Source organism: Mesorhizobium sp. M0500 (assembly GCF_040321165.1).
GTDB lineage: Bacteria > Pseudomonadota > Alphaproteobacteria > Rhizobiales > Rhizobiaceae > Mesorhizobium.
On sequence record NZ_JAMYRB010000007.1, the window covers coordinates 127,260 to 144,157 of the forward strand.

The 16,898-nt window shown below is 61.6% G+C and carries 22 protein-coding genes; 10 read left to right on the forward strand and 12 right to left on the reverse strand.

All coding sequences use genetic code 11. The features are described 5' to 3' along the window. Window position 1 precedes the first annotated feature (1 nt). Genes purQ through NKI70_RS15635 form a run of 4 tightly spaced genes read left to right on the forward strand, consistent with a single transcriptional unit; the run spans window position 2 to window position 2,432 of the window. The gene (gene purQ, locus NKI70_RS15620; protein WP_352699989.1) at window positions 2–670 is read left to right on the forward strand and encodes a phosphoribosylformylglycinamidine synthase subunit PurQ; all 669 of its coding nucleotides are present in this window, start codon (window positions 2–4) and stop codon (window positions 668–670) included. Window positions 671–701: 31 nt separating this feature from the next. Next, window positions 702–1,367, forward strand: coding sequence for a glutathione S-transferase family protein (locus tag NKI70_RS15625; protein ID WP_352724731.1), 666 nt, complete (start codon window positions 702–704; stop codon window positions 1,365–1,367). A gap of 2 nt (window positions 1,368–1,369) precedes the next feature. Continuing rightward, the gene (locus NKI70_RS15630; protein ID WP_352457781.1) at window positions 1,370–1,780 is read left to right on the forward strand and encodes a hypothetical protein; all 411 of its coding nucleotides are present in this window, start codon (window positions 1,370–1,372) and stop codon (window positions 1,778–1,780) included. A gap of 4 nt (window positions 1,781–1,784) precedes the next feature. Next, the gene (locus NKI70_RS15635; protein WP_352457782.1) at window positions 1,785–2,432 is read left to right on the forward strand and encodes a Pr6Pr family membrane protein; all 648 of its coding nucleotides are present in this window, start codon (window positions 1,785–1,787) and stop codon (window positions 2,430–2,432) included. Window positions 2,433–2,454: 22 nt separating this feature from the next. Here the strand turns inward: NKI70_RS15635 and NKI70_RS15640 are convergent, their stop codons facing one another. From NKI70_RS15640 to NKI70_RS15650, 3 genes are all read right to left on the reverse strand, one after another. After that, window positions 2,455–2,757, reverse strand: a complete 303-nt coding sequence (locus tag NKI70_RS15640; RefSeq protein ID WP_245274623.1) for a hypothetical protein — start codon at window positions 2,755–2,757, stop codon at window positions 2,455–2,457. A gap of 97 nt (window positions 2,758–2,854) precedes the next feature. After that, on the reverse strand, window positions 2,855–3,106 hold the full coding sequence (locus tag NKI70_RS15645; protein WP_023674718.1) for a type II toxin-antitoxin system prevent-host-death family antitoxin: 252 nt from the start codon (window positions 3,104–3,106) through the stop codon (window positions 2,855–2,857). Between the two features lie 216 nt (window positions 3,107–3,322). Further along, window positions 3,323–3,574, reverse strand: a complete 252-nt coding sequence (locus NKI70_RS15650) for a DUF1127 domain-containing protein (RefSeq protein WP_023674717.1) — start codon at window positions 3,572–3,574, stop codon at window positions 3,323–3,325. Between the two features lie 93 nt (window positions 3,575–3,667). Between NKI70_RS15650 and NKI70_RS15655 the strand changes: the two genes are divergently transcribed. From NKI70_RS15655 to NKI70_RS15665, 3 genes are all read left to right on the forward strand, one after another. Next, window positions 3,668–5,080, forward strand: coding sequence for an aminotransferase-like domain-containing protein (locus NKI70_RS15655; RefSeq protein ID WP_352699992.1), 1,413 nt, complete (start codon window positions 3,668–3,670; stop codon window positions 5,078–5,080). A 149-nt stretch (window positions 5,081–5,229) separates the two neighbouring features. Then, window positions 5,230–7,467 carry a phosphoribosylformylglycinamidine synthase subunit PurL gene (purL, locus tag NKI70_RS15660; RefSeq protein ID WP_352590682.1) on the forward strand — a complete coding sequence of 746 codons (2,238 nt, stop codon included), beginning with the start codon at window positions 5,230–5,232 and terminating at the stop codon, window positions 7,465–7,467. A gap of 86 nt (window positions 7,468–7,553) precedes the next feature. Beyond that, window positions 7,554–7,787, forward strand: a complete 234-nt coding sequence (locus NKI70_RS15665; RefSeq protein ID WP_023674714.1) for a BolA/IbaG family iron-sulfur metabolism protein — start codon at window positions 7,554–7,556, stop codon at window positions 7,785–7,787. A gap of 12 nt (window positions 7,788–7,799) precedes the next feature. On the opposite strand, the gene NKI70_RS15670 is transcribed toward NKI70_RS15665, so the two are convergent. Next, window positions 7,800–8,606 (reverse strand): phosphodiester glycosidase family protein, encoded by an 807-nt coding sequence (locus tag NKI70_RS15670; protein ID WP_352623646.1) that lies wholly within the window; start codon window positions 8,604–8,606, stop codon window positions 7,800–7,802. A gap of 163 nt (window positions 8,607–8,769) precedes the next feature. On the opposite strand from NKI70_RS15670, the gene grxD reads away from it, so the two are divergent. Continuing rightward, window positions 8,770–9,105: a Grx4 family monothiol glutaredoxin gene (gene grxD / locus NKI70_RS15675; protein WP_023674712.1), complete on the forward strand. Its 336-nt coding sequence runs from the start codon at window positions 8,770–8,772 to the stop codon at window positions 9,103–9,105. A gap of 207 nt (window positions 9,106–9,312) precedes the next feature. Next, window positions 9,313–10,512 carry a multidrug effflux MFS transporter gene (locus NKI70_RS15680; RefSeq protein ID WP_352905698.1) on the forward strand — a complete coding sequence of 400 codons (1,200 nt, stop codon included), beginning with the start codon at window positions 9,313–9,315 and terminating at the stop codon, window positions 10,510–10,512. A gap of 18 nt (window positions 10,513–10,530) precedes the next feature. Here NKI70_RS15680 and NKI70_RS33965 read toward each other — a convergent pair whose 3' ends face one another. The 4 genes from NKI70_RS33965 to rpsD form a co-directional block, all read right to left on the reverse strand. Beyond that, complete coding sequence (locus NKI70_RS33965; protein ID WP_502898923.1) at window positions 10,531–11,103, reverse strand: UCP034077 family protein; 573 nt, start codon at window positions 11,101–11,103, stop codon at window positions 10,531–10,533. After that, entirely contained in the window at window positions 10,988–11,815 is an 828-nt protein-coding gene (locus NKI70_RS15690) for an inositol monophosphatase family protein (RefSeq protein WP_352646828.1), read from the reverse strand. The genes NKI70_RS33965 and NKI70_RS15690 overlap by 116 nt, the downstream gene beginning before the upstream one ends. After that, complete coding sequence (gene ttcA / locus NKI70_RS15695; protein WP_352457797.1) at window positions 11,805–12,686, reverse strand: tRNA 2-thiocytidine(32) synthetase TtcA; 882 nt, start codon at window positions 12,684–12,686, stop codon at window positions 11,805–11,807. Before ttcA ends, NKI70_RS15690 begins: the two co-directional genes overlap by 11 nt. 159 nt (window positions 12,687–12,845) lie before the next feature. Next, window positions 12,846–13,463: a 30S ribosomal protein S4 gene (gene rpsD, locus NKI70_RS15700; protein ID WP_352457789.1), complete on the reverse strand. Its 618-nt coding sequence runs from the start codon at window positions 13,461–13,463 to the stop codon at window positions 12,846–12,848. A 380-nt stretch (window positions 13,464–13,843) separates the two neighbouring features. Between rpsD and NKI70_RS15705 the strand changes: the two genes are divergently transcribed. Further along, window positions 13,844–14,056 (forward strand): hypothetical protein, encoded by a 213-nt coding sequence (locus NKI70_RS15705; RefSeq protein WP_023674706.1) that lies wholly within the window; start codon window positions 13,844–13,846, stop codon window positions 14,054–14,056. A gap of 90 nt (window positions 14,057–14,146) precedes the next feature. Here the strand turns inward: NKI70_RS15705 and NKI70_RS15710 are convergent, their stop codons facing one another. The 4 genes from NKI70_RS15710 to NKI70_RS15725 form a co-directional block, all read right to left on the reverse strand. Further along, entirely contained in the window at window positions 14,147–14,335 is a 189-nt protein-coding gene (locus tag NKI70_RS15710) for a DUF3008 family protein (RefSeq protein ID WP_023674705.1), read from the reverse strand. A gap of 76 nt (window positions 14,336–14,411) precedes the next feature. Beyond that, a complete protein-coding gene (gene murI / locus NKI70_RS15715) occupies window positions 14,412–15,224 on the reverse strand; it encodes a glutamate racemase (protein WP_352699996.1) in 813 nt (270 codons plus the stop codon). A gap of 157 nt (window positions 15,225–15,381) precedes the next feature. Beyond that, window positions 15,382–16,038 (reverse strand): DUF805 domain-containing protein, encoded by a 657-nt coding sequence (locus NKI70_RS15720; protein WP_502898924.1) that lies wholly within the window; start codon window positions 16,036–16,038, stop codon window positions 15,382–15,384. A 95-nt stretch (window positions 16,039–16,133) separates the two neighbouring features. Beyond that, complete coding sequence (locus tag NKI70_RS15725) at window positions 16,134–16,886, reverse strand: hypothetical protein (RefSeq protein WP_352724733.1); 753 nt, start codon at window positions 16,884–16,886, stop codon at window positions 16,134–16,136. Between the last annotated feature and the right edge of the window lie 12 nt (window positions 16,887–16,898).

Genomic DNA, 16,898 nt, shown 5'->3' on the forward strand with positions numbered 1-16,898 from the left:
GGTGAAATCAGCCGTCGTCCTGCTCCCCGGCCTCAATCGCGACCGCGACATGATCGCGGCGCTGACCAAGATTTCCGGCACGCCGCCGGTCACCGTCTGGCAGACCGACACCGAAATTCCCGATGTCGACCTGATCGCCATTCCCGGCGGCTTTTCGTTCGGCGATTATCTGCGCTGCGGCGCCATTGCCGCGCGCATGCCAGTAATGCGGGCTGTGGCCGAAAGGGCGGCCAAGGGCGTCACGGTCATCGGCGTCTGCAACGGCTTCCAGATCCTGGTCGAGGCCGGCTTGCTGCCGGGCGCATTGATGCGCAATACCTCGCTGAAATTCGTCTGCCGTCAGGTGAAGCTGCAGATCGCCAACGCCAACACGATGTTCACCCGCCGCTATCAGCCGGGCCAGATCATCCGCGCGCCGGTGGCGCACCATGACGGCAATTATTTTGCCGATGCCGAAACGCTGGCCCGCCTCGAAGGCGAAGGCCAGGTGGTGTTCCGCTATGCCGTAGGCACCAATCCCAACGGCTCGATCAACGACATTGCCGGCATCGTCAACGGCCATGGCAATGTGCTCGGCCTGATGCCGCATCCCGAGAACCTGATCGAAGCGGCGCATGGCGGAAGCGACGGCCGGGCGCTGTTCGAAAGCGCGCTGGGCATCGCCGCTTGATACCTTCAATTTTCCTCCTGGAGCGACGGTCATGAAACTCTATTCGCGGCCGTTGTCGCCCTATTCGTCGATCGTGCTGGCGTTGGCCTACATCAAGAACGTGCCGCTCAAGCTCATGGCACCGCCGCCGGGGTTCCCCATCCCCGAGGCATTTCGTGCCATCTCGCCGCTCAACAGGATTCCGGTGCTGATCACCGGTTCCGGCGAAACGATCGTCGAATCGGTAGTCATTGCCGAATATCTGGAGGAGCGTTTCCCCGAGCCGGCGCTGCTGCCCAAGGATACGAAAGACCGGGCGTTGGTGCGCATGTTCGCCCGCATCACCGACCTTGACGTGCTCGCCCCGACCATGAAGCTGTTCGAACTCTATTTCGTGCCGCAGCGCAACGAGGCGGAGATCAAGGCACAGTTCGCCCGATTGCATCACGGGCTTGCGGCAATCGAGGCCCGCATGGCGCATGGCCCGTTCGCGCTCGGCGACGACATCTCCTTTGCCGATGCGTGGTTGACGCCGACCCGCTTCGTCTTCAACAATTTCAGGACAACGATGGGCCGCCCCGATTTGCTTGACGCCTATCCGAAATTCGATGCCTACGAGCAAATAGCCTTGCAGCATCCCGCGCTGTCGCGCGTCTGGGGTGAGATGACAGACGGTCTGAAGATCTTTCTGTCCGAACTCGAGATGGGCGCCGCTTGAACATGAGACCGACGACCACGCGCCTCGCCGTCGCTACTGCCGCCGGGCTTGTACTCGCCTCCTGCCAGTCAGGCCCGAAGAGCGCGCCGGCGCCGGCGGGCAAGAGTGCGTCACTGCTTGCCATGGAGCAGGTGGCAATAGCTGCCCACAAATGCTGGATCGCCAGCAAGGACCCTGCCTTCAAATCTTACCAGATGGCCAACGAGCTGAATTCGTTCAGCGGCACGCCGCGCTTCCTGCTGGTGCCGGCCAAACATTATGGTGGAAAGCCGTTGCTGGTCGTGCAGGCGCAAGGCAATTCGAGCCGCGTCGACGTGTTCGGCCCATTGATGGCGGAACCGCTCGGCGCCCGCATCGGCTCGGACATTGCCCGCTGGCAGGCGGGCAATCCGGCCTGCGGCGCTGCTGCCTAGCCCAATGGGTCGCGTGCTGCAGATCACCGGTCTGGTCGTCGGCCTGGCCGGGCTCGTCCTGCAGCTCTGCATCACCGTCCCGGCATCAATGGAAGCCGGCCGCGGCTTTGCCGGCTCGCTGGTCTTCTATTTCAGCTTCTTCACCATCCTGACCAACATCGGCGCGGTGCTCGTCCATGCCTCGTTGCTGTCGTCGACGGGTTATGCCTGGTTTCCGGCCTTTTCCGCGCCACGGATGCGGGCGGGCGTAGCCGTCGCCATAACGCTGGTCCTCATCGTTTATGCAACGGTCCTGGCGCAGCTTTGGCAGCCGCAAGGGCTGTTCCTGCTCTGCGATGTGCTCCTGCACTATGTGACGCCGGTGTTGTTCGTGCTGTGGTGGCTTGTGGCAGGCGCCGACGGCTCGACGCGGTGGCGCGACATCTCCTGGTGGATGATCTATCCGATCGCCTATCTGGCCTACGCGCTGCTGCGGGCGCCGATTGCCGGTGAAGTGCCCTACCCGTTCCTCGATCTCGCCAAGAACGGCGCGACCAGCGTCGCCGTCTCGGCTCTGGCCATCACCGGGCTCTTTCTGATGCTGTGCATCGTGGCGGTGCTTGTGGACCACGGTGTCACGCGGATCAGGGCGGCGGGCGTTCATCCGCGATGATGCTCTCCCGCCGCGGCAGCCTTTAGCGTCTTGGCACGGTTCGCGCGGCGCCTGCACGGATCGCCGCAGCAGCTTCGCCAGCGATCCGTGACATGAACTTGCGCGTGAATTGGCCGAGCGGCTTGGCATCTTCGAGCGCCCAGCTCGTCGCGAGATCATCGGTGTTGAATTCGTCGACGATAACCCAGGCTGGGGTAAAGAGGGTGGCGCGGCGGGCCTCGGTCTCAGGAATCTCAACATAGTGCGCGCCAGGTCGTGGCGGCTGGCTCGTGATTGGAAAGAGCAGGGCCTGCTTGCGGCCATTCTTGCCGGCAACGATCAGCATAACGCAAGTCGGCCGCGCCTTGCGTCCGCTTTCCTCGCCCCGGTCATATTCCCTCGCCCACAAATAGGAATAGAGAATGATCTGTCCGTGGCCGGGTTCAGTCATCCCGAACATCATCTCGCGCGACTGCGTCGAGGCCGGTTAGAAGCCTGTCGCGTTCCTCGGCCGACAGATCCTCGACGCGGTGTGCCCGTTGCGCGCTGCGACTGGTGATGCGGTCGAACTGCTCTGCCGTCAGGAGAACGAACTTGCGCTTGCCGCGCTTGGTGATGTCAACAGGGCCGCGGAACGCGGCCTCAACAACCTCGCCGGATTTGTTGCCGAGATCTGTGAGGGTGAAACTTGCCACGGTCATCTCCTTCGTTATCCCGAAAATAAGGGAATTAGCTATTTTCAGCAATACCCCTATTCACTGGAGACGTCGCGAGCGAATGCTGTGAGGGCACGAAGGAGGATGGTATCTCAGTGATGAAGAAGATCGCGTTGGTTCCGATGTCGATATTGACGCTCTCGTCTAACCGCCGATATGCCACGCGACGTTCGAGACGGAGCATCCGGCTGCTTCTCAGTCCCAAAACGCCCTCAGCCCCTCACGATGGGCATCGCAACGCGAGATACCGATGTCCTTGAGCTGGTCGTCAGTCATCTCGAGCAGGACCAGCCGGCTGCGCCGGCGATCCATTAACCCGTCGATCCACCTCGCGAAGGATCTGAGCGTACGCACCAGCCGACTGACATAGGTTGGCCTGCCCGGCGGGCGCGCCACCTGCACCTGCAATTCAACTGCGGCGTAGCGGATTGTCTCTATTGTACCCATTTTCTTTCTGCCAAGATTGCAATTGTGCCCTTTTGTATTGCCCGTTTCATATGTATTGACTCTCATTTCGGTGCAATGTAGAAAATTGTCACCATGACAACTTGGCTTCCAGACCTTACCGCCGGCACTGGACCGCTCTATCAGCGGCTTGCCGATTCCATCGAGACGGACATCGACCGCGGCTTGATCGGTGCAGGGGCAAAGCTGCCGCCGCAGCGCGATCTGGCATACGACATCGGCACGACCGTCGGCACGGTTGGCAGGGCCTATCAATTGCTGCGCGAGCGGGGATTGGTCAGCGGCGAGGTCGGCCGCGGAACCTATGTTCTCGCTCAGCAGTCGGAGAGCGCAAAGCCGGATTTCCTGGGGCCGGTCGAACAAGGCACGCGCTATATGGATGCGCCCGGCGACAAGCTGCGCTTCGATAGCACCGCCGCACCGGATGTCGGCCAGGGTGCCATCGTCGCTGACGTGTTGACACGCACGGCGCAAGACCATCCGCATGAGATTTCAAGCTACACGCGTGATTTCCCGGACCGCTGGTTCGAAGCCGGCAGGCGCTGGCTGTCGCGCAATTCCTTTCGCCCGGCGGCGGATGCCATCGTTCCCACGCTCGGCACCCACGCCGCGGTGATGGCAACCATTGCGGGGCTCACCTCCCCCGGCGACTATGTCGTCTTCGAGCACCTCACCTATTCGCAGATTTCCCGCAGCGCCGGCTTGATCGGTCGCCGGACCGCACTGGTGGTGGCGGACGACGAGGGCATCGATCCCCAGGATTTCGAGCGCGTCTGTGCGCAAAAGCACCCGAAGATGATGTTTTTGATGCCGACGGCCAAGAACCCGACACTGACAACGCTGTCGGCATCGCGCCGCGAGGCAATCGCGCATGTCGCCCGTCAATATAACGTCGTCCTGATCGAGGACGATCTCTATGGCGGACTGACCGATGACCCAACGCCTTTAATGGCCGAATATGCTCCCGAACGGACCATCGTTGCCGGCGGCCTCTCGAAATCGGTCGCGGCGGGTGTTCGCGGCGGTTGGCTCGCTTGCCCGCCGGCCTATCGTCACCGCATCCGGGTTGCCCACAAGATGATGACGGGCGGCCTGCCGTTTCTGCTGGCGGAGGTGGGCAGCCGGCTGGTGCTGTCCAGTCAGGCCGCCGAGATGCGCAAGCGCAGCATTGCCGAGATCGGTGCGCGCATCGCGATCGTGCGCGAGACACTCGACGGCTTCGACTTCAAGGCGCTGGATAATGTGCCGTTCGTCTGGCTCACTTTGCCCGACCCGTGGCTTTCCGGCACTTTCAAACAGGCCTGCCTCGAACATGGCGTGCTCATCGACGACGAGGATGAGTTCAAGGCAGGGCGTTCTGAACAGGCCTTTCACGGCGTGCGGTTTGGCATCTCGCAGCCGCGACAGCGGGACGATATCGCGCACGGCGTCGCGGTGATCCGGCGGCTTCTGGACGAGGGCCGCGCCGGCTACGACAGCTTTTCCTGAACCGGCTTGAAACCGGCGGGTCGAGTGGCGATCTTTCGCTACTTGCCGTCAGCTGTTGCTTTCCATCGTTTTAGTCATCTAACGGGGTGTATCGGCTGCAAAGCTTGCGATAAGACGGGACTCGATCCCAAGGACACAATTTGCCGACCATGACCATTTCCAATTCCGTGCCGATCACTCCGGAACTCATTGCCGCGCACGGGCTGAAGCCCGACGAGTACCAACGCATCCTCGACCTGGTCGGGCGCGAACCGAGCTTTACCGAACTTGGTATTTTTTCGGCGATGTGGAACGAGCATTGTTCCTACAAATCCTCGAAGAAGTGGCTGCGCACGCTGCCGACCACCGGGCCGCAAGTCATCCAGGGCCCGGGCGAGAATGCCGGTGTGGTCGACATCGGCGACGGCGACTGCGTCGTCTTCAAGATGGAGAGCCATAACCACCCCTCCTATATCGAGCCTTATCAGGGAGCTGCGACCGGCGTCGGTGGCATCCTGCGCGATGTCTTCACCATGGGCGCGCGGCCGATCGCGGCGATGAACGCGCTGCGCTTCGGTGCGCCGGACCATCCCAAGACCAAACACCTCGTTGCCGGCGTCGTTTCCGGCGTCGGTGGCTATGGCAATTCCTTCGGCGTGCCGACGGTCGGCGGCGAGGTCAATTTCGACGCCCGCTACAACGGCAATATCCTGGTCAATGCGTTTGCCGCGGGCCTCGCGAAGACGGACGCAATCTTTCTGTCCGAGGCCAAGGGCGTCGGCCTTCCGGTCGTCTATCTCGGCGCCAAGACCGGGCGCGACGGCGTCGGCGGCGCCACCATGGCCTCGGCAGAGTTCGACGACAAGATCGACGAGAAGCGGCCCACGGTCCAGGTTGGCGATCCCTTCACCGAAAAATGCCTGCTCGAAGCCTGCCTCGAACTGATGGCGTCCGGCGCCGTTATCGCCATCCAGGACATGGGTGCCGCTGGTCTCACCTGCTCGGCGGTCGAGATGGGCGCCAAGGGCGACCTCGGCATCGAGCTCGACCTCGACAAGGTGCCGGTGCGTGAAGAGCGCATGAGCGCCTATGAGATGATGCTTTCGGAGAGCCAGGAGCGCATGCTGATGGTGCTGCGCCCCGAAAAGGAAAAACAGGCCGAGGCGATCTTCCACAAATGGGGCCTTGATTTTGCCATCGTCGGCAAGACCACCGACGATCTGCGCTTCCGCGTGCTGCACCAGGGCGACGAGGTCGCCAACCTGCCGATCAAGGATCTCGGCGACCAGGCGCCGGAATATGACCGTCCCTGGGTCGAGCCGAAGAAACCGGCGCCATTGGCTGGCGATGCGCCGCGAACCGATGTGGCCGACGCACTCCTCAAGCTGCTGGGCGGACCGGACCTTTCCTCGCGCCGCTGGGTGTGGGAGCAGTACGACACGCTGATCCAGGGTAATTCCCTGCAGCTTCCCGGCGGCGACGCCGGTGTCGTGCGCGTCGATGGTCATCCGACCAAGGCGCTCGCCTTCTCCTCCGACGTGACGCCGCGCTATTGCGAGGCCGACCCTTACGAGGGCGGCAAGCAGGCGGTTGCCGAATGCTGGCGCAATCTTACCGCCACCGGTGCTCTGCCGCTCGCGGCCACCGACAACCTCAATTTCGGCAATCCGGAACGGCCGGAGATCATGGGTCAGTTGGTCGGCGCGGTGAAAGGTATTGGCGATGCCTGCAGGGCGCTCGGCTTCCCGATCGTCTCCGGCAACGTCTCGCTCTACAATGAGACCAACGGCCAAGGCATCCTGCCGACACCAACCATCGGCGGCGTCGGTCTGATTGCCGACTGGTCGAAAATGGTGCGCATCGGCTTTGCCGCCGAAGACCAGATGATCGTGCTGGTCGGCGCCCCGACGATATGGGGCTCGCATCTTGGCCAGTCGGTCTATATGCGCGACATCTTTGGCCGCGCCGACGGCCCGCCGCCGCCGGTCGATCTCGGCCACGAGAAGCGGGTCGGCGACCATGTGCGGGCACTGATCGCCTCCGGTGTTGTTACCGCGGCGCATGACGTTTCCGATGGCGGCATCGCGGTGGCGCTGGCCGAGATGGCGATGGCCTCCGGCATCGGCGCGACCATTCCCGGCCTGATCGGTGCAGATCCGATCCCGGTCTGGTTCGGCGAGGACCAGGGCCGTTATCTGCTGACGCTGTCGATCGACCCGCAGAGCGAGCAATGGGACGCCATTCGCGAACAGCAAAACAAGCTCGGCGTTTTTGCGCCGTGGATCGGCTCGACCGGCGGCAGCGAACTGAAGCTGGGCGAGGCGCGTGCGATACCGGTCAGCGAATTGACCGCCGCCCACGAATCCTGGTTCCCTCGCTTCATGGCAAATGAGGTCGTGGACCCGTGATGTGATCGAGTGGGCCCCTTTCCCTGTGGTTCATCCGCCATTTCGACCATATCTATGAGATCACGACCTGAACAAGGAATCCTCACATGGCAATGGACGCCCACGACATCGAACGGCTGATCAAGGAAGGCATTCCGGACGCCAAGGTGACGATTCGCGACCTGGCCGGCGACGGCGACCATTATGCGGCTGAGGTTGTGGCCGAAAGCTTTCGCGGCAAAAGCCGCGTCCAGCAGCACCAGATGGTCTATGACGCGCTGAAGGGCAACATGGGCGGCGTACTGCACGCGCTTGCCCTGCAGACCAGCGTGCCGGACTGAGCTCTCTTGCAGTTACCGGCTCGCAAGCTTCTTACCGGTCACGGCAATGATCGGCCCCGCCGGATACTTTCCACCCACAATCATCCGCTCGCCGTTCGACAGCGCCGAAACGACCCCGTCGAAGAAAAGCGCGTTGGGACAATCGAGCGCATCCCGGAATAGCCGTGCGAAGCTGCCGAGGCTGACTTCAGAGCGTGAGATCGCCAGCACGACCGTATTTTCGTCACGCACGCCGACGCCATTGCGGATATAGCGTGATGTGCCGTTCTGCTCGAAGCGGGGATGAAGCCGGCCGTCTATCACCAGCATCGGGCCGGATTGCGTGGCAAACATCACGTCCAGTCTGGTCGCAGCATAGGCGCTTGTCTCCATGACCGCCGCCTTGCCGTCCTTGCGGACCAGGAATACGCCATTCGGTTTCAGGAAGAAATTGCCTCCGCTGTCGGCGACGTTGATCGGCGCCTTCTCCCGGCCGTCTTCGACGAGAAGGCCGACTGGGGTCAGGTCTTGGTGATACATGCCGGCGTTCATGGCGAGCAGCACCGTCCGGCCCTGATCCGCCATCGCCTTGTCGAATTTGTCCAGTGAACCGAAAGCCTTGCCGTCGAGGCCTGTGTGGAACACACCGACGTCATAGCGGCGCAGATCGATTTCGCAGACGACATAGGCGACCGCCTCGAAGCTCGTATCGCGGCACGGCGCCGGTAATTCACCGCCGACGACGAGAGATGGCTGTCTCGGCGACCTGGCCCACCAGATCAAGGACAGTGCGGCGAACAGAACGGCGAGGAGGAACCCGGCGAGATATCGTCTTTTCATCGCGCCTCGGGAAAGATGGTGGCCAACGCTCTTGGCCCAAGATCAGACGTTCCTTTGCGCCATTTGCGTGGCAAGGCGGCAAACATCTTGTTTCGCGCAACCCATGGGTTTATTTGAAGGGTAATGTTCGAGCCTGACTCCCACAGGCATGAAAGGGTATTCCATGAGCGGCATCAACGACTACATCGACAATGAAGTGAAGGGCAACGACGTCGTTCTCTTCATGAAGGGCACGCCCGGCTTCCCGCAATGCGGATTTTCCGGCCAGGTCGTGCAGATCCTCGACTACATCGGCGCCGACTATAAGGGCGTCGACGTGCTGACGTCGGCCGAACTGCGGCAAGGCATCAAGGACTATTCAAACTGGCCGACCATCCCGCAGCTCTACGTCAAGGGCGAGTTCGTCGGCGGCTGCGACATCATCCGCGAGATGTTCCAGGCGGGCGAATTGCAGACCTTCCTCGTCGAAAAGGGCGTCAGCGTCAAAGGCGCCGCCTGACTTCTGTTTCTGCGTATGACCTTCCGCCTGCGATTTTCGGGGGTCATGCGCTAAGCGCCGGGGCAGCCCCCACCTTGGCAAAAAGTTCTGCCCATTATCGGGCAATCAACGAATGGATGCGTCGGCCAGCCGGCGCATTTTCGTTTGAGGATCGGACTGGCCGTGGATCAGCAAGCACAAGCGCAGCAAAAGGCAAGCACCTTGCCTATTCCGCGCTGGGAATTCATTGCGCTGTGCGCGGCGCTGATGGCGCTCAATTCGCTGGCCATCGACATTATTTTGCCGGCGCTGCAGCAGATCGGCGCTTCGCTTGGCATCGAAAATGAAAACCACCGGCAATATGTTGTCACCGCCTATATCCTTGGCTTTGGCGGCGGACAGCTGTTCTTCGGGCCGATCTCGGACCGCTTCGGGCGCCGCGCGCCGCTTGTCGCAGGGCTGGTGATCTACGTCCTGGCGGCCGGCGCTGCGGCAATCGCCCCGTCATTCACCACGCTTCTGCTATGCCGGGCCGTGCAAGGCATCGGTGCGGCGGCGACGCGCGTCATTGCCGTCTCGATCGTGCGCGATACGTTCGACGGAAGGCGCATGGCCGAAGTCATGTCCTTGATCTTCATGGTGTTCATGGCCATTCCGGTGGTGGCGCCCGGTATCGGCCAGTTCATCATGCTGTTTGCGACCTGGCATGTGATCTTCGTCACCATGGCAGCCGGCGCGCTGATCGTGTCCGCCTGGTCGCTGCTGCGCCTGCCCGAGACACTACACCCCGAATATCGCCGGCCGCTGACGTTGTCCTCCATCATCGGCGGCTTCCGCATCGTTCTCACCAACCGCATCGCGCTCTGCTACGCCTTCGCCAGCACCTTCATCTTCGGCGCCATGTTCGGCTTCATCGCCTCGGCCCAGCAGATCTATGTTAGCGTGTTCAATGTCGGCGAGGTGTTCCCGGTCATCTTCGCGGGGGTTGCCGGTGTGCTTGCTTTTTCGAACTACCTCAACTCGCGCCTCGTCGGCCGCATCGGCATGCGCCGTCTGTCGCAAAGCGCGCTGCTGCTGTTTCTGGCCATCAGCCTTGCCTGGCTGGTCGTTTCCATCGAAATAAAGATGCCGCTCTGGCTCTTCATTACCTTCTTTGCCTGCGCCATGGTCCCGTTCGGCGCGCTCGGCGCGAACTTCAACGCGCTCGCTATGGAGCCGCTGGGGCACCTGGCCGGCACTGCGTCGTCGATCCTTGGGTTCATGCAGACATTTCTTGGCGGCATTCTCGGCACGCTGATCGGCCAAGCCTTCAACGGCACGGTGACGCCGCTGGCCGCCGGGTTCTGCAGCGTGTCCGTGGCGGCGCTGCTGATGATCCTGCTGGCCGAGCGCGGCAGACTGTTCCAGCCGCATAACCCGCCGGTTTAATGCCCATTGCGCGTGCGCCTAGGATGCACCCTCACTGACCGCGGTGAAGCGAGGGAACAGCGTACGTCCTGCGATTGCTCCACCCATACTGTCCGAAACGGGCAGTGGAAGAGCCTTGTCGAGCGCCTCGAGGACGGAAGCCACGAAGGCCCGGTTGAGCGGACCATCGTCCCCTAGATGTGAGTAGGTGGCGCGCGGCTTGCCGATAAGCGTGCCGTTTCGGCGAATTGAGAACTGCAGCGTCAGGGTCATGCCCGCGCTTCCGCGCGGCGGCTTCCAACAGGCGAAGATCGCGGAGAACATCTCGTCTATGGTGTCGACGGAGTCGGGACTGCGACATGCGCGTTCCCCAGCTCTTGTTTCATGGACACCGGCAACCAAGGCAAGGGCAAAGGCCGTTGCAACAATTGCGGACCGAGGTTTCATTCGAGATCTCCGGTTTCGCACAAGATTGGACAACTTTGGCAGCGAAGAGCTATTCCGCCCAGAGCTCACGGCGCAGCTCCCGCCAGCTCTCCCGGTCCGGTGCGACCAGCAGGCCACCCCCGACATGCGACGGCAGATAGGCGCTGCCGTCGAAGCGCGCGGCATGGCCGCCGGCCTCCGCATGGATCAGCACGCCGGCCAAGTGGTCCCAAGGCATCAGCTTGTTGTAGACGACGAAATGGCCGTGGCCGCTGGCCAGCAGGCGGTATTCATGGGCGGCGCAGCGATAATTGAACTGCGATAGCGACTTGGTCTGGTTGCGCGCCAAACGTGAGCGGTCCGGCTCGGGCACATAGTGCCATGAGACCGCACCGGTCATTTCCGACATCGGCGCCGGTTTGGCGACATGGACCTTTTCCAGATTGCCATGGGCATGGCGGATATGGCTGCCGGCGCCACTAACGCCGATCAGCCAATCCTTGCCGACGGGATCGTGAATGATGCCGACGACCGTCTCGCCCTTGACCACGACGCCAAGCATGACGCCGAACAGCGGCACGCCGGAGGCGAAGTTGAAGGTGCCGTCGACCGGGTCGATGACGAAGGCGAGTTCGGCATCGCCGAGACCGTCGAGCAGCGTCGGGTCGTCGGAGCAGGCCTCCTCGCCGACGATCATTGCGTGGGGATAACGCTGGCGCAGCCTGGCGGTGATGAGCCGTTCGGCATTGACGTCGGCCTCGGTGACGAGATCGGCGGCCGAGGTCTTGCGACGGACGTCGCCCTCGCTCAACCGGCGAAAGCGTGGCATGATCTCGGCGACGGCGGCTTCCGACAGAAGGTCGGCAAGCCAGTCGATCGCGCTATCGTCAAATGTCATCGGGACGCCTGGTGGTGAGGGTTTCGTTGAGGGCGGCGAAATCGAACAGCTTCCTGTCGAGCAGATGCGAACGCCGCACATTGGTCATGGCGTGGATCATCGTGTCCTTGCGGCCGGGCATGCGCTTCTCGATGTCGTCGAGCATCGCCTTCATGGCGTTGCGCTGCAGGCCTTCCTGGCTACCGCACAGATCGCACGGAATGATCGGGAATTTCATGGCGCCGGCGAATTTCTCGAGATCGGCTTCCGCACAATAGGCGAGCGGCCGCAGCACCATGACATCGCCTTCGTCATTGAGCAGCTTCGGCGGCATGGCGGCCAGGCGCCCGCCATGGAACAGGTTCATGAAGAAGGTTTCCAGTATGTCCTCGCGGTGGTGGCCGAGCACCAGCGCCGAGCAGCCCTCCTCGCGGGCAATGCGATAGAGATGGCCGCGCCGTAGCCGCGAGCACAGCGAGCAATAGGTGCTGCCCTCGGCCAGCTTGTCGGTGACCACCGAATAGGTGTCCTGATATTCGATGCGATGCGGAATGGCATATCTATCGAGATAATCGGGCAATATGTGCTTGGGAAAGTTCGGCTGGCCCTGGTCGAGATTGCAGGCTAACAGCTCGACCGGCAGCAGCCCGCGCCATTTGAGATCGAGCAGAACGGCAAGCAGGCCGTAGGAATCCTTGCCGCCCGACAGAGCGACCAGCCAACGGTCGCCGGGCCTCACCATGGAGAAATCGTCGATCGCCTGGCGGGCAAGCCGCAACAGCCGTTTGCGCAGCTTGTTGAACTCGACGGAGGACGGCACATCGGCAAACAGAGGATGAAAGCCGCCTTCGGCGTCGGCGACCGGTTCGAGCGTTTCGGCGTCTGGCTGCATGTTCACGGCGCGTCGGCCCCAAGATCCTGTTGCCGCCCGCAGTAGCGCATCGGACCGAAAATCGAAATCGATTTCGGAATCACGCCGCGGAAAAGGAACGAAAAAAGAAAAGGCCGCCTCGACGGGCGGCCTTCGATTGTATCGCGACGAACGCGACGATCAGCGCGAATAGAATTCGACGACCAAGTTCGGTTCCATCTGCACGGCAAACGGAACGTCCGCCAGGCCGGGGATGCGCGTGAAGGCCGCGGTCATCTTGTTGTGATCGGCTTCAATATAATCGGGCACGTCGCGCTCGGCCAGGCCCACCGATTCCAGCACGATGACCAGCTGCTTCGACTTCTCGCGCACTTCGACGACGTCGCCCGGCTTGCAGCGGTACGAGCCGATGTTGACGCGCTTGCCGTTGACGTTGACGTGGCCGTGATTGACGAACTGGCGCGCCGCAAAGATGGTCGGCACGAACTTGGCGCGGTAGACGACCGCGTCGAGGCGCGATTCGAGCAGGCCGATCAGGTTCTCCGAGGTGTCGCCCTTGCGGCGGTCCGCCTCTTCATAGACCTTGCGGAACTGCTTTTCCGAAACGTCGCCATAGTGGCCCTTTAGCTTCTGCTTGGCGCGCAGCTGCAGGCCGAAATCGGAAAGCTTGCCCTTGCGGCGCTGGCCATGCTGGCCGGGGCCGTATTCACGCTTGTTGACCGGGGACTTCGGGCGGCCCCAGATGTTTTCGCCAAGACGGCGGTCGATCTTGTACTTCGCGGATTCGCGCTTGCTCATCGCATTCCCTTTCAAAACAACATACCCGGAACCTCATGGTCCGGGTGAAGGAAACGCGCCCTCCTCTGGCCTCCGTTTTCGAGACCTGACAGGGTTTTCCACGCAACGCGACGGAAAACCCACGGGACACGTCATTTCAAACAAGACATAGGGAAAGTAAAACCGGCTTCCCAAACGTCTTGCACACATAAAGAAAACCACCGGGCATTGCGGCCCGGTGTTGGTGGGCTGGTTAAACGGAGATTTAACCGCTGTCAAGCTTCTGGCTGGCGCGAATCGCCGAACCGGATAGTGTTACGGTTGTAGAACGTGCCGGATGTGGCGGGAGGTTGCGCCAGCGGCATCAGGAAGGGACTGAAGTCAGAGGAGCTGGAATTCGCATGAAGAAGTTCTTCCTTACGTTGGTAGGAGCCGCGGTGATGGCCGGCACGATGGCGGTCGCGCCCGAGCCGGCGCAGGCCCGGCATTGGCATGGGCACAGGCATCACCAGGTCTGCCGCATCGTGGTCAAGAAGAAGGTGGTGTGGCGCCACGGTCATCGCAAGGTCATCCGCTACAAAGTGCGGCGCTGCGGGTGGGGCTGGAACTGGTAATTTTCGTCCTCGCCCGTTGAGACTTCATGGCCCGCGGCTCAGCCGCGGGCCTTTTATTGACCGGCATCCGCCGTCAGAATGGCCAGTCGATCAGTGTTTCGACTTCTTTTCCGGCAGGCCCTTGCGCTTGGTCTCGGCGAATTCCTCGAGCTGTTTTTCGCTCATGGATTTATACATTCCCTTTGACGCGCCTTTGAGCGCGCCCTTCTTGGTCTCGCCGCGCTTGGCTGACAATGCCGCGCCGGCCGCTTTCTGCTGGGCTTTTGAGGTGGCTGGCATGATGGTTTCTCCCGTTTCCGATGAGAGGAAAACGCATTGTCTGGTGTGATGTTCCCAAAGCGAAAATTGCTTGCGGTCAGGATACCGCCAAGCCAAAACCCTGCATCAGCCGGCGCGTCGGAAAATCGGCGCTGTTCGAGGTGAAGAATGCAAGGTCGGCGCCTTCGGGCAGTGCCTCTCTGCGATAACAGGCCTCGGTATCGGCGAGCAGCGACAGCGCGCGGCGTGCGATCGCCTCGGCCGGGTCGAGCCAGTCGACCGGCCAAGGTGCTGTCTTGCGCATGCGGTTGGCCAAAAACGGATAATGGGTGCAGGCAAGCACGACGATGTCGGTGCGCAGCCCATCATGCTCGACGAAGCACGGCGCGATCTCTGCGCGCACGGCGTCCTCGTCGACAAAACCGTCGCGCATATAGGCTTCGGCCAATCCCGCCAGCCTGTCGCTGCCGACCAGGCGGACATGGCATTTCTGCGCCCATTTGCTGATCAGGTCGCGCGTGTACTGGCGCTTGACGGTGCCGGGCGTCGCCAGCACCGAAACCAGACCTGAGCGCGTGCGTTCCGCCGCCGGCTTGATGGCCGGCACGGTGCCGACGAAAGGGTGGCCGGGAAACTTCTCGCGCAAGGCATCGATGACCAGTGTCGAGGCGGTGTTGCAGGCGATGACCGAAATGGCCGGCGAAAACCGTTCGAGCAGCCTGGCGAACAACTCCAGGATATGTGTTCTCAGCGCCGGCTCCTCCCAGCCGCCGAAGGGGAACGCCGCGTCGTCGGCGACATAGATGAAGCGGCGGTCAGGCATCAGCACGCGCGCCTCACGCAGCACGGTGAGGCCGCCAATGCCGGAATCGAACATCAGGATCGGACGGGCGCTCGATGGATCGGTCATTGTCATTGAGTCACTAAGGGCTGGGAATCACTAAGGGCTGGGAATCACAAACGAGATCGCGAGGGAAGACCCGGCCCATGCTTTCTGCTTCGGCCAATGATGCTTTATCCCGGCCGCTTCTATGTGGAACCATCATGGCCTTGATGCGGCGAGCCGGTCACACAAGGCCGCGCTTGCCGAAGCCGCCGGGCCGCGGCCGGCCGTTCGCCGGAGATGCAGGTTGAGATGCAGGGTGGTTCGACGGCACCGGCGCGGCCCGCGTGGCGTAGGCTGGAGCCAGGGCCGTCGCGCCGGCGGCTGACGCTGAATGGAGCGCGGCGGTGCCGCGCAGCGGCCCGGGCGGGTCGAAATCGTCGAAACTCAGGGATGACGCCATATCCGCAGAGCCACCGCCCGCCGGCTTGGCCGCCAAGATGACGGCCCACAGCCCGACAAGAGCTAATCCCAGCAGGTTAAGGCCGGAATGCGAATCTTCGCCGTCGAATTTTACGACAAGAACAGTGCCGGCCTGCAGAATCGCAAACAGGGTCGAGAACACGATATACGACCAAAGGATCCAACCCGACCCTTGCGCGTCGCGGCTTCGACGCCAGGCGAAATTCGCGCGTAACAGAACGATCACCAGCGAGGCGACGAGAACGGCTGCGGCCAGCCCTTCCCTGGAAGGTCCGGGCTTCGAATTGGCCAAACCCTCGATGCCGATGGTCAGCACGACGCACAGCACAAAGGTCACGATTTCCGCAACCAGCAAGGCCGCGGAATAGAAGAAAAAGCGAAGACGCCCGATATTTGAGCTGAACATCCGAGGACCCATCGTTCGCCGGACAATGGATCATATCGAATAACATTCGGTTACTGGTGAGGTGGCGGGATTCGAAGCTTAGGGCCCGTTGACAAAGTCGGCTTTGTTCACTGAAGCCCAAATGCTACCCGCTTCAAAACGTCGTTCACCTGAAGCCTAAAATCGACGGTGTAGAAGGTCGATTGAACGACTGCGCCTTCTTTGATCTCTAAAATGCTGTCTCGACTGAATGTGCATCCCGTTGCGTCCAGAAGGCTTGATACCGCAGCTACCTCAGCGACGGTTTTTTCATCTAGGCGATAGAGTGCCGGATATATCGGGGCGCACTTGTTCCCAGCATTCTCAACTAAGCGCCATTCCGTGTCGAAGAAATACGTCGCACGTGCCTTCGCATCAGATCGCGTGCCACCATGCTCATCGCCCCATCTTGAATGCAAACCGTTGGCCCAGTCGTCTATTGAAATCAGGTTCGAGGTATTTGACTCGACTCCGTATACTATCGAGTAGACGTGGCTGCCGGTTAGCGGCGACGTCAACGCAAACCTATATCTGAAGATCAGGTTCTGCTCTTTCTCTTCGTGAGATATTGAGATGGTCTGCAAATATGCAGAGCGAGCCTCCAGTGAAAGTGACATGTCCTTGCGGTTGTTGAGCGCTCGTTTCTTTTCCGAACGCTCCCAATCGGGATAGCGTGACCTGATAACTTCCTCCAGTTCTTGCCTAGGCATTCCGACGCGGAGCACGGAATTGGGTAACAATCTTTCAATGGCTTGCTGTGCGGGAAGTGTGCCCGATGGCTTTTCAAATTCCGACGCCGCAGACATTTCAGATAACAGACAGAATAAGACAAACGCGGGCAAGATAGCTCTGGG

Coding starts and splice junctions, on each gene's coding strand:
- NKI70_RS15625 (WP_352724731.1), top strand. CDS start 702: ATGAAACTCTATTCGCGGCCGTTGTCGCCCTATTCGTCGATCGTGCTG.
- NKI70_RS15630 (WP_352457781.1), top strand. CDS start 1,370: ATGAGACCGACGACCACGCGCCTCGCCGTCGCTACTGCCGCCGGGCTT.
- NKI70_RS15635 (WP_352457782.1), top strand. CDS start 1,785: ATGGGTCGCGTGCTGCAGATCACCGGTCTGGTCGTCGGCCTGGCCGGG.
- NKI70_RS15640 (WP_245274623.1), bottom strand. CDS start 2,757: ATGCTGATCGTTGCCGGCAAGAATGGCCGCAAGCAGGCCCTGCTCTTT.
- NKI70_RS15650 (WP_023674717.1), bottom strand. CDS start 3,574: ATGGGTACAATAGAGACAATCCGCTACGCCGCAGTTGAATTGCAGGTG.
- NKI70_RS15655 (WP_352699992.1), top strand. CDS start 3,668: ATGACAACTTGGCTTCCAGACCTTACCGCCGGCACTGGACCGCTCTAT.
- purL (WP_352590682.1), top strand. CDS start 5,230: ATGACCATTTCCAATTCCGTGCCGATCACTCCGGAACTCATTGCCGCG.
- NKI70_RS15665 (WP_023674714.1), top strand. CDS start 7,554: ATGGCAATGGACGCCCACGACATCGAACGGCTGATCAAGGAAGGCATT.
- NKI70_RS15670 (WP_352623646.1), bottom strand. CDS start 8,606: ATGAAAAGACGATATCTCGCCGGGTTCCTCCTCGCCGTTCTGTTCGCC.
- grxD (WP_023674712.1), top strand. CDS start 8,770: ATGAGCGGCATCAACGACTACATCGACAATGAAGTGAAGGGCAACGAC.
- NKI70_RS33965 (WP_502898923.1), bottom strand. CDS start 11,103: ATGCCGCGCGCTTCGACGGCAGCGCCTATCTGCCGTCGCATGTCGGGG.
- NKI70_RS15690 (WP_352646828.1), bottom strand. CDS start 11,815: ATGACATTTGACGATAGCGCGATCGACTGGCTTGCCGACCTTCTGTCG.
- ttcA (WP_352457797.1), bottom strand. CDS start 12,686: ATGCAGCCAGACGCCGAAACGCTCGAACCGGTCGCCGACGCCGAAGGC.
- rpsD (WP_352457789.1), bottom strand. CDS start 13,463: ATGAGCAAGCGCGAATCCGCGAAGTACAAGATCGACCGCCGTCTTGGC.
- NKI70_RS15705 (WP_023674706.1), top strand. CDS start 13,844: ATGAAGAAGTTCTTCCTTACGTTGGTAGGAGCCGCGGTGATGGCCGGC.
- NKI70_RS15710 (WP_023674705.1), bottom strand. CDS start 14,335: ATGCCAGCCACCTCAAAAGCCCAGCAGAAAGCGGCCGGCGCGGCATTG.
- murI (WP_352699996.1), bottom strand. CDS start 15,224: ATGACCGATCCATCGAGCGCCCGTCCGATCCTGATGTTCGATTCCGGC.
- NKI70_RS15720 (WP_502898924.1), bottom strand. CDS start 16,038: ATGGGTCCTCGGATGTTCAGCTCAAATATCGGGCGTCTTCGCTTTTTC.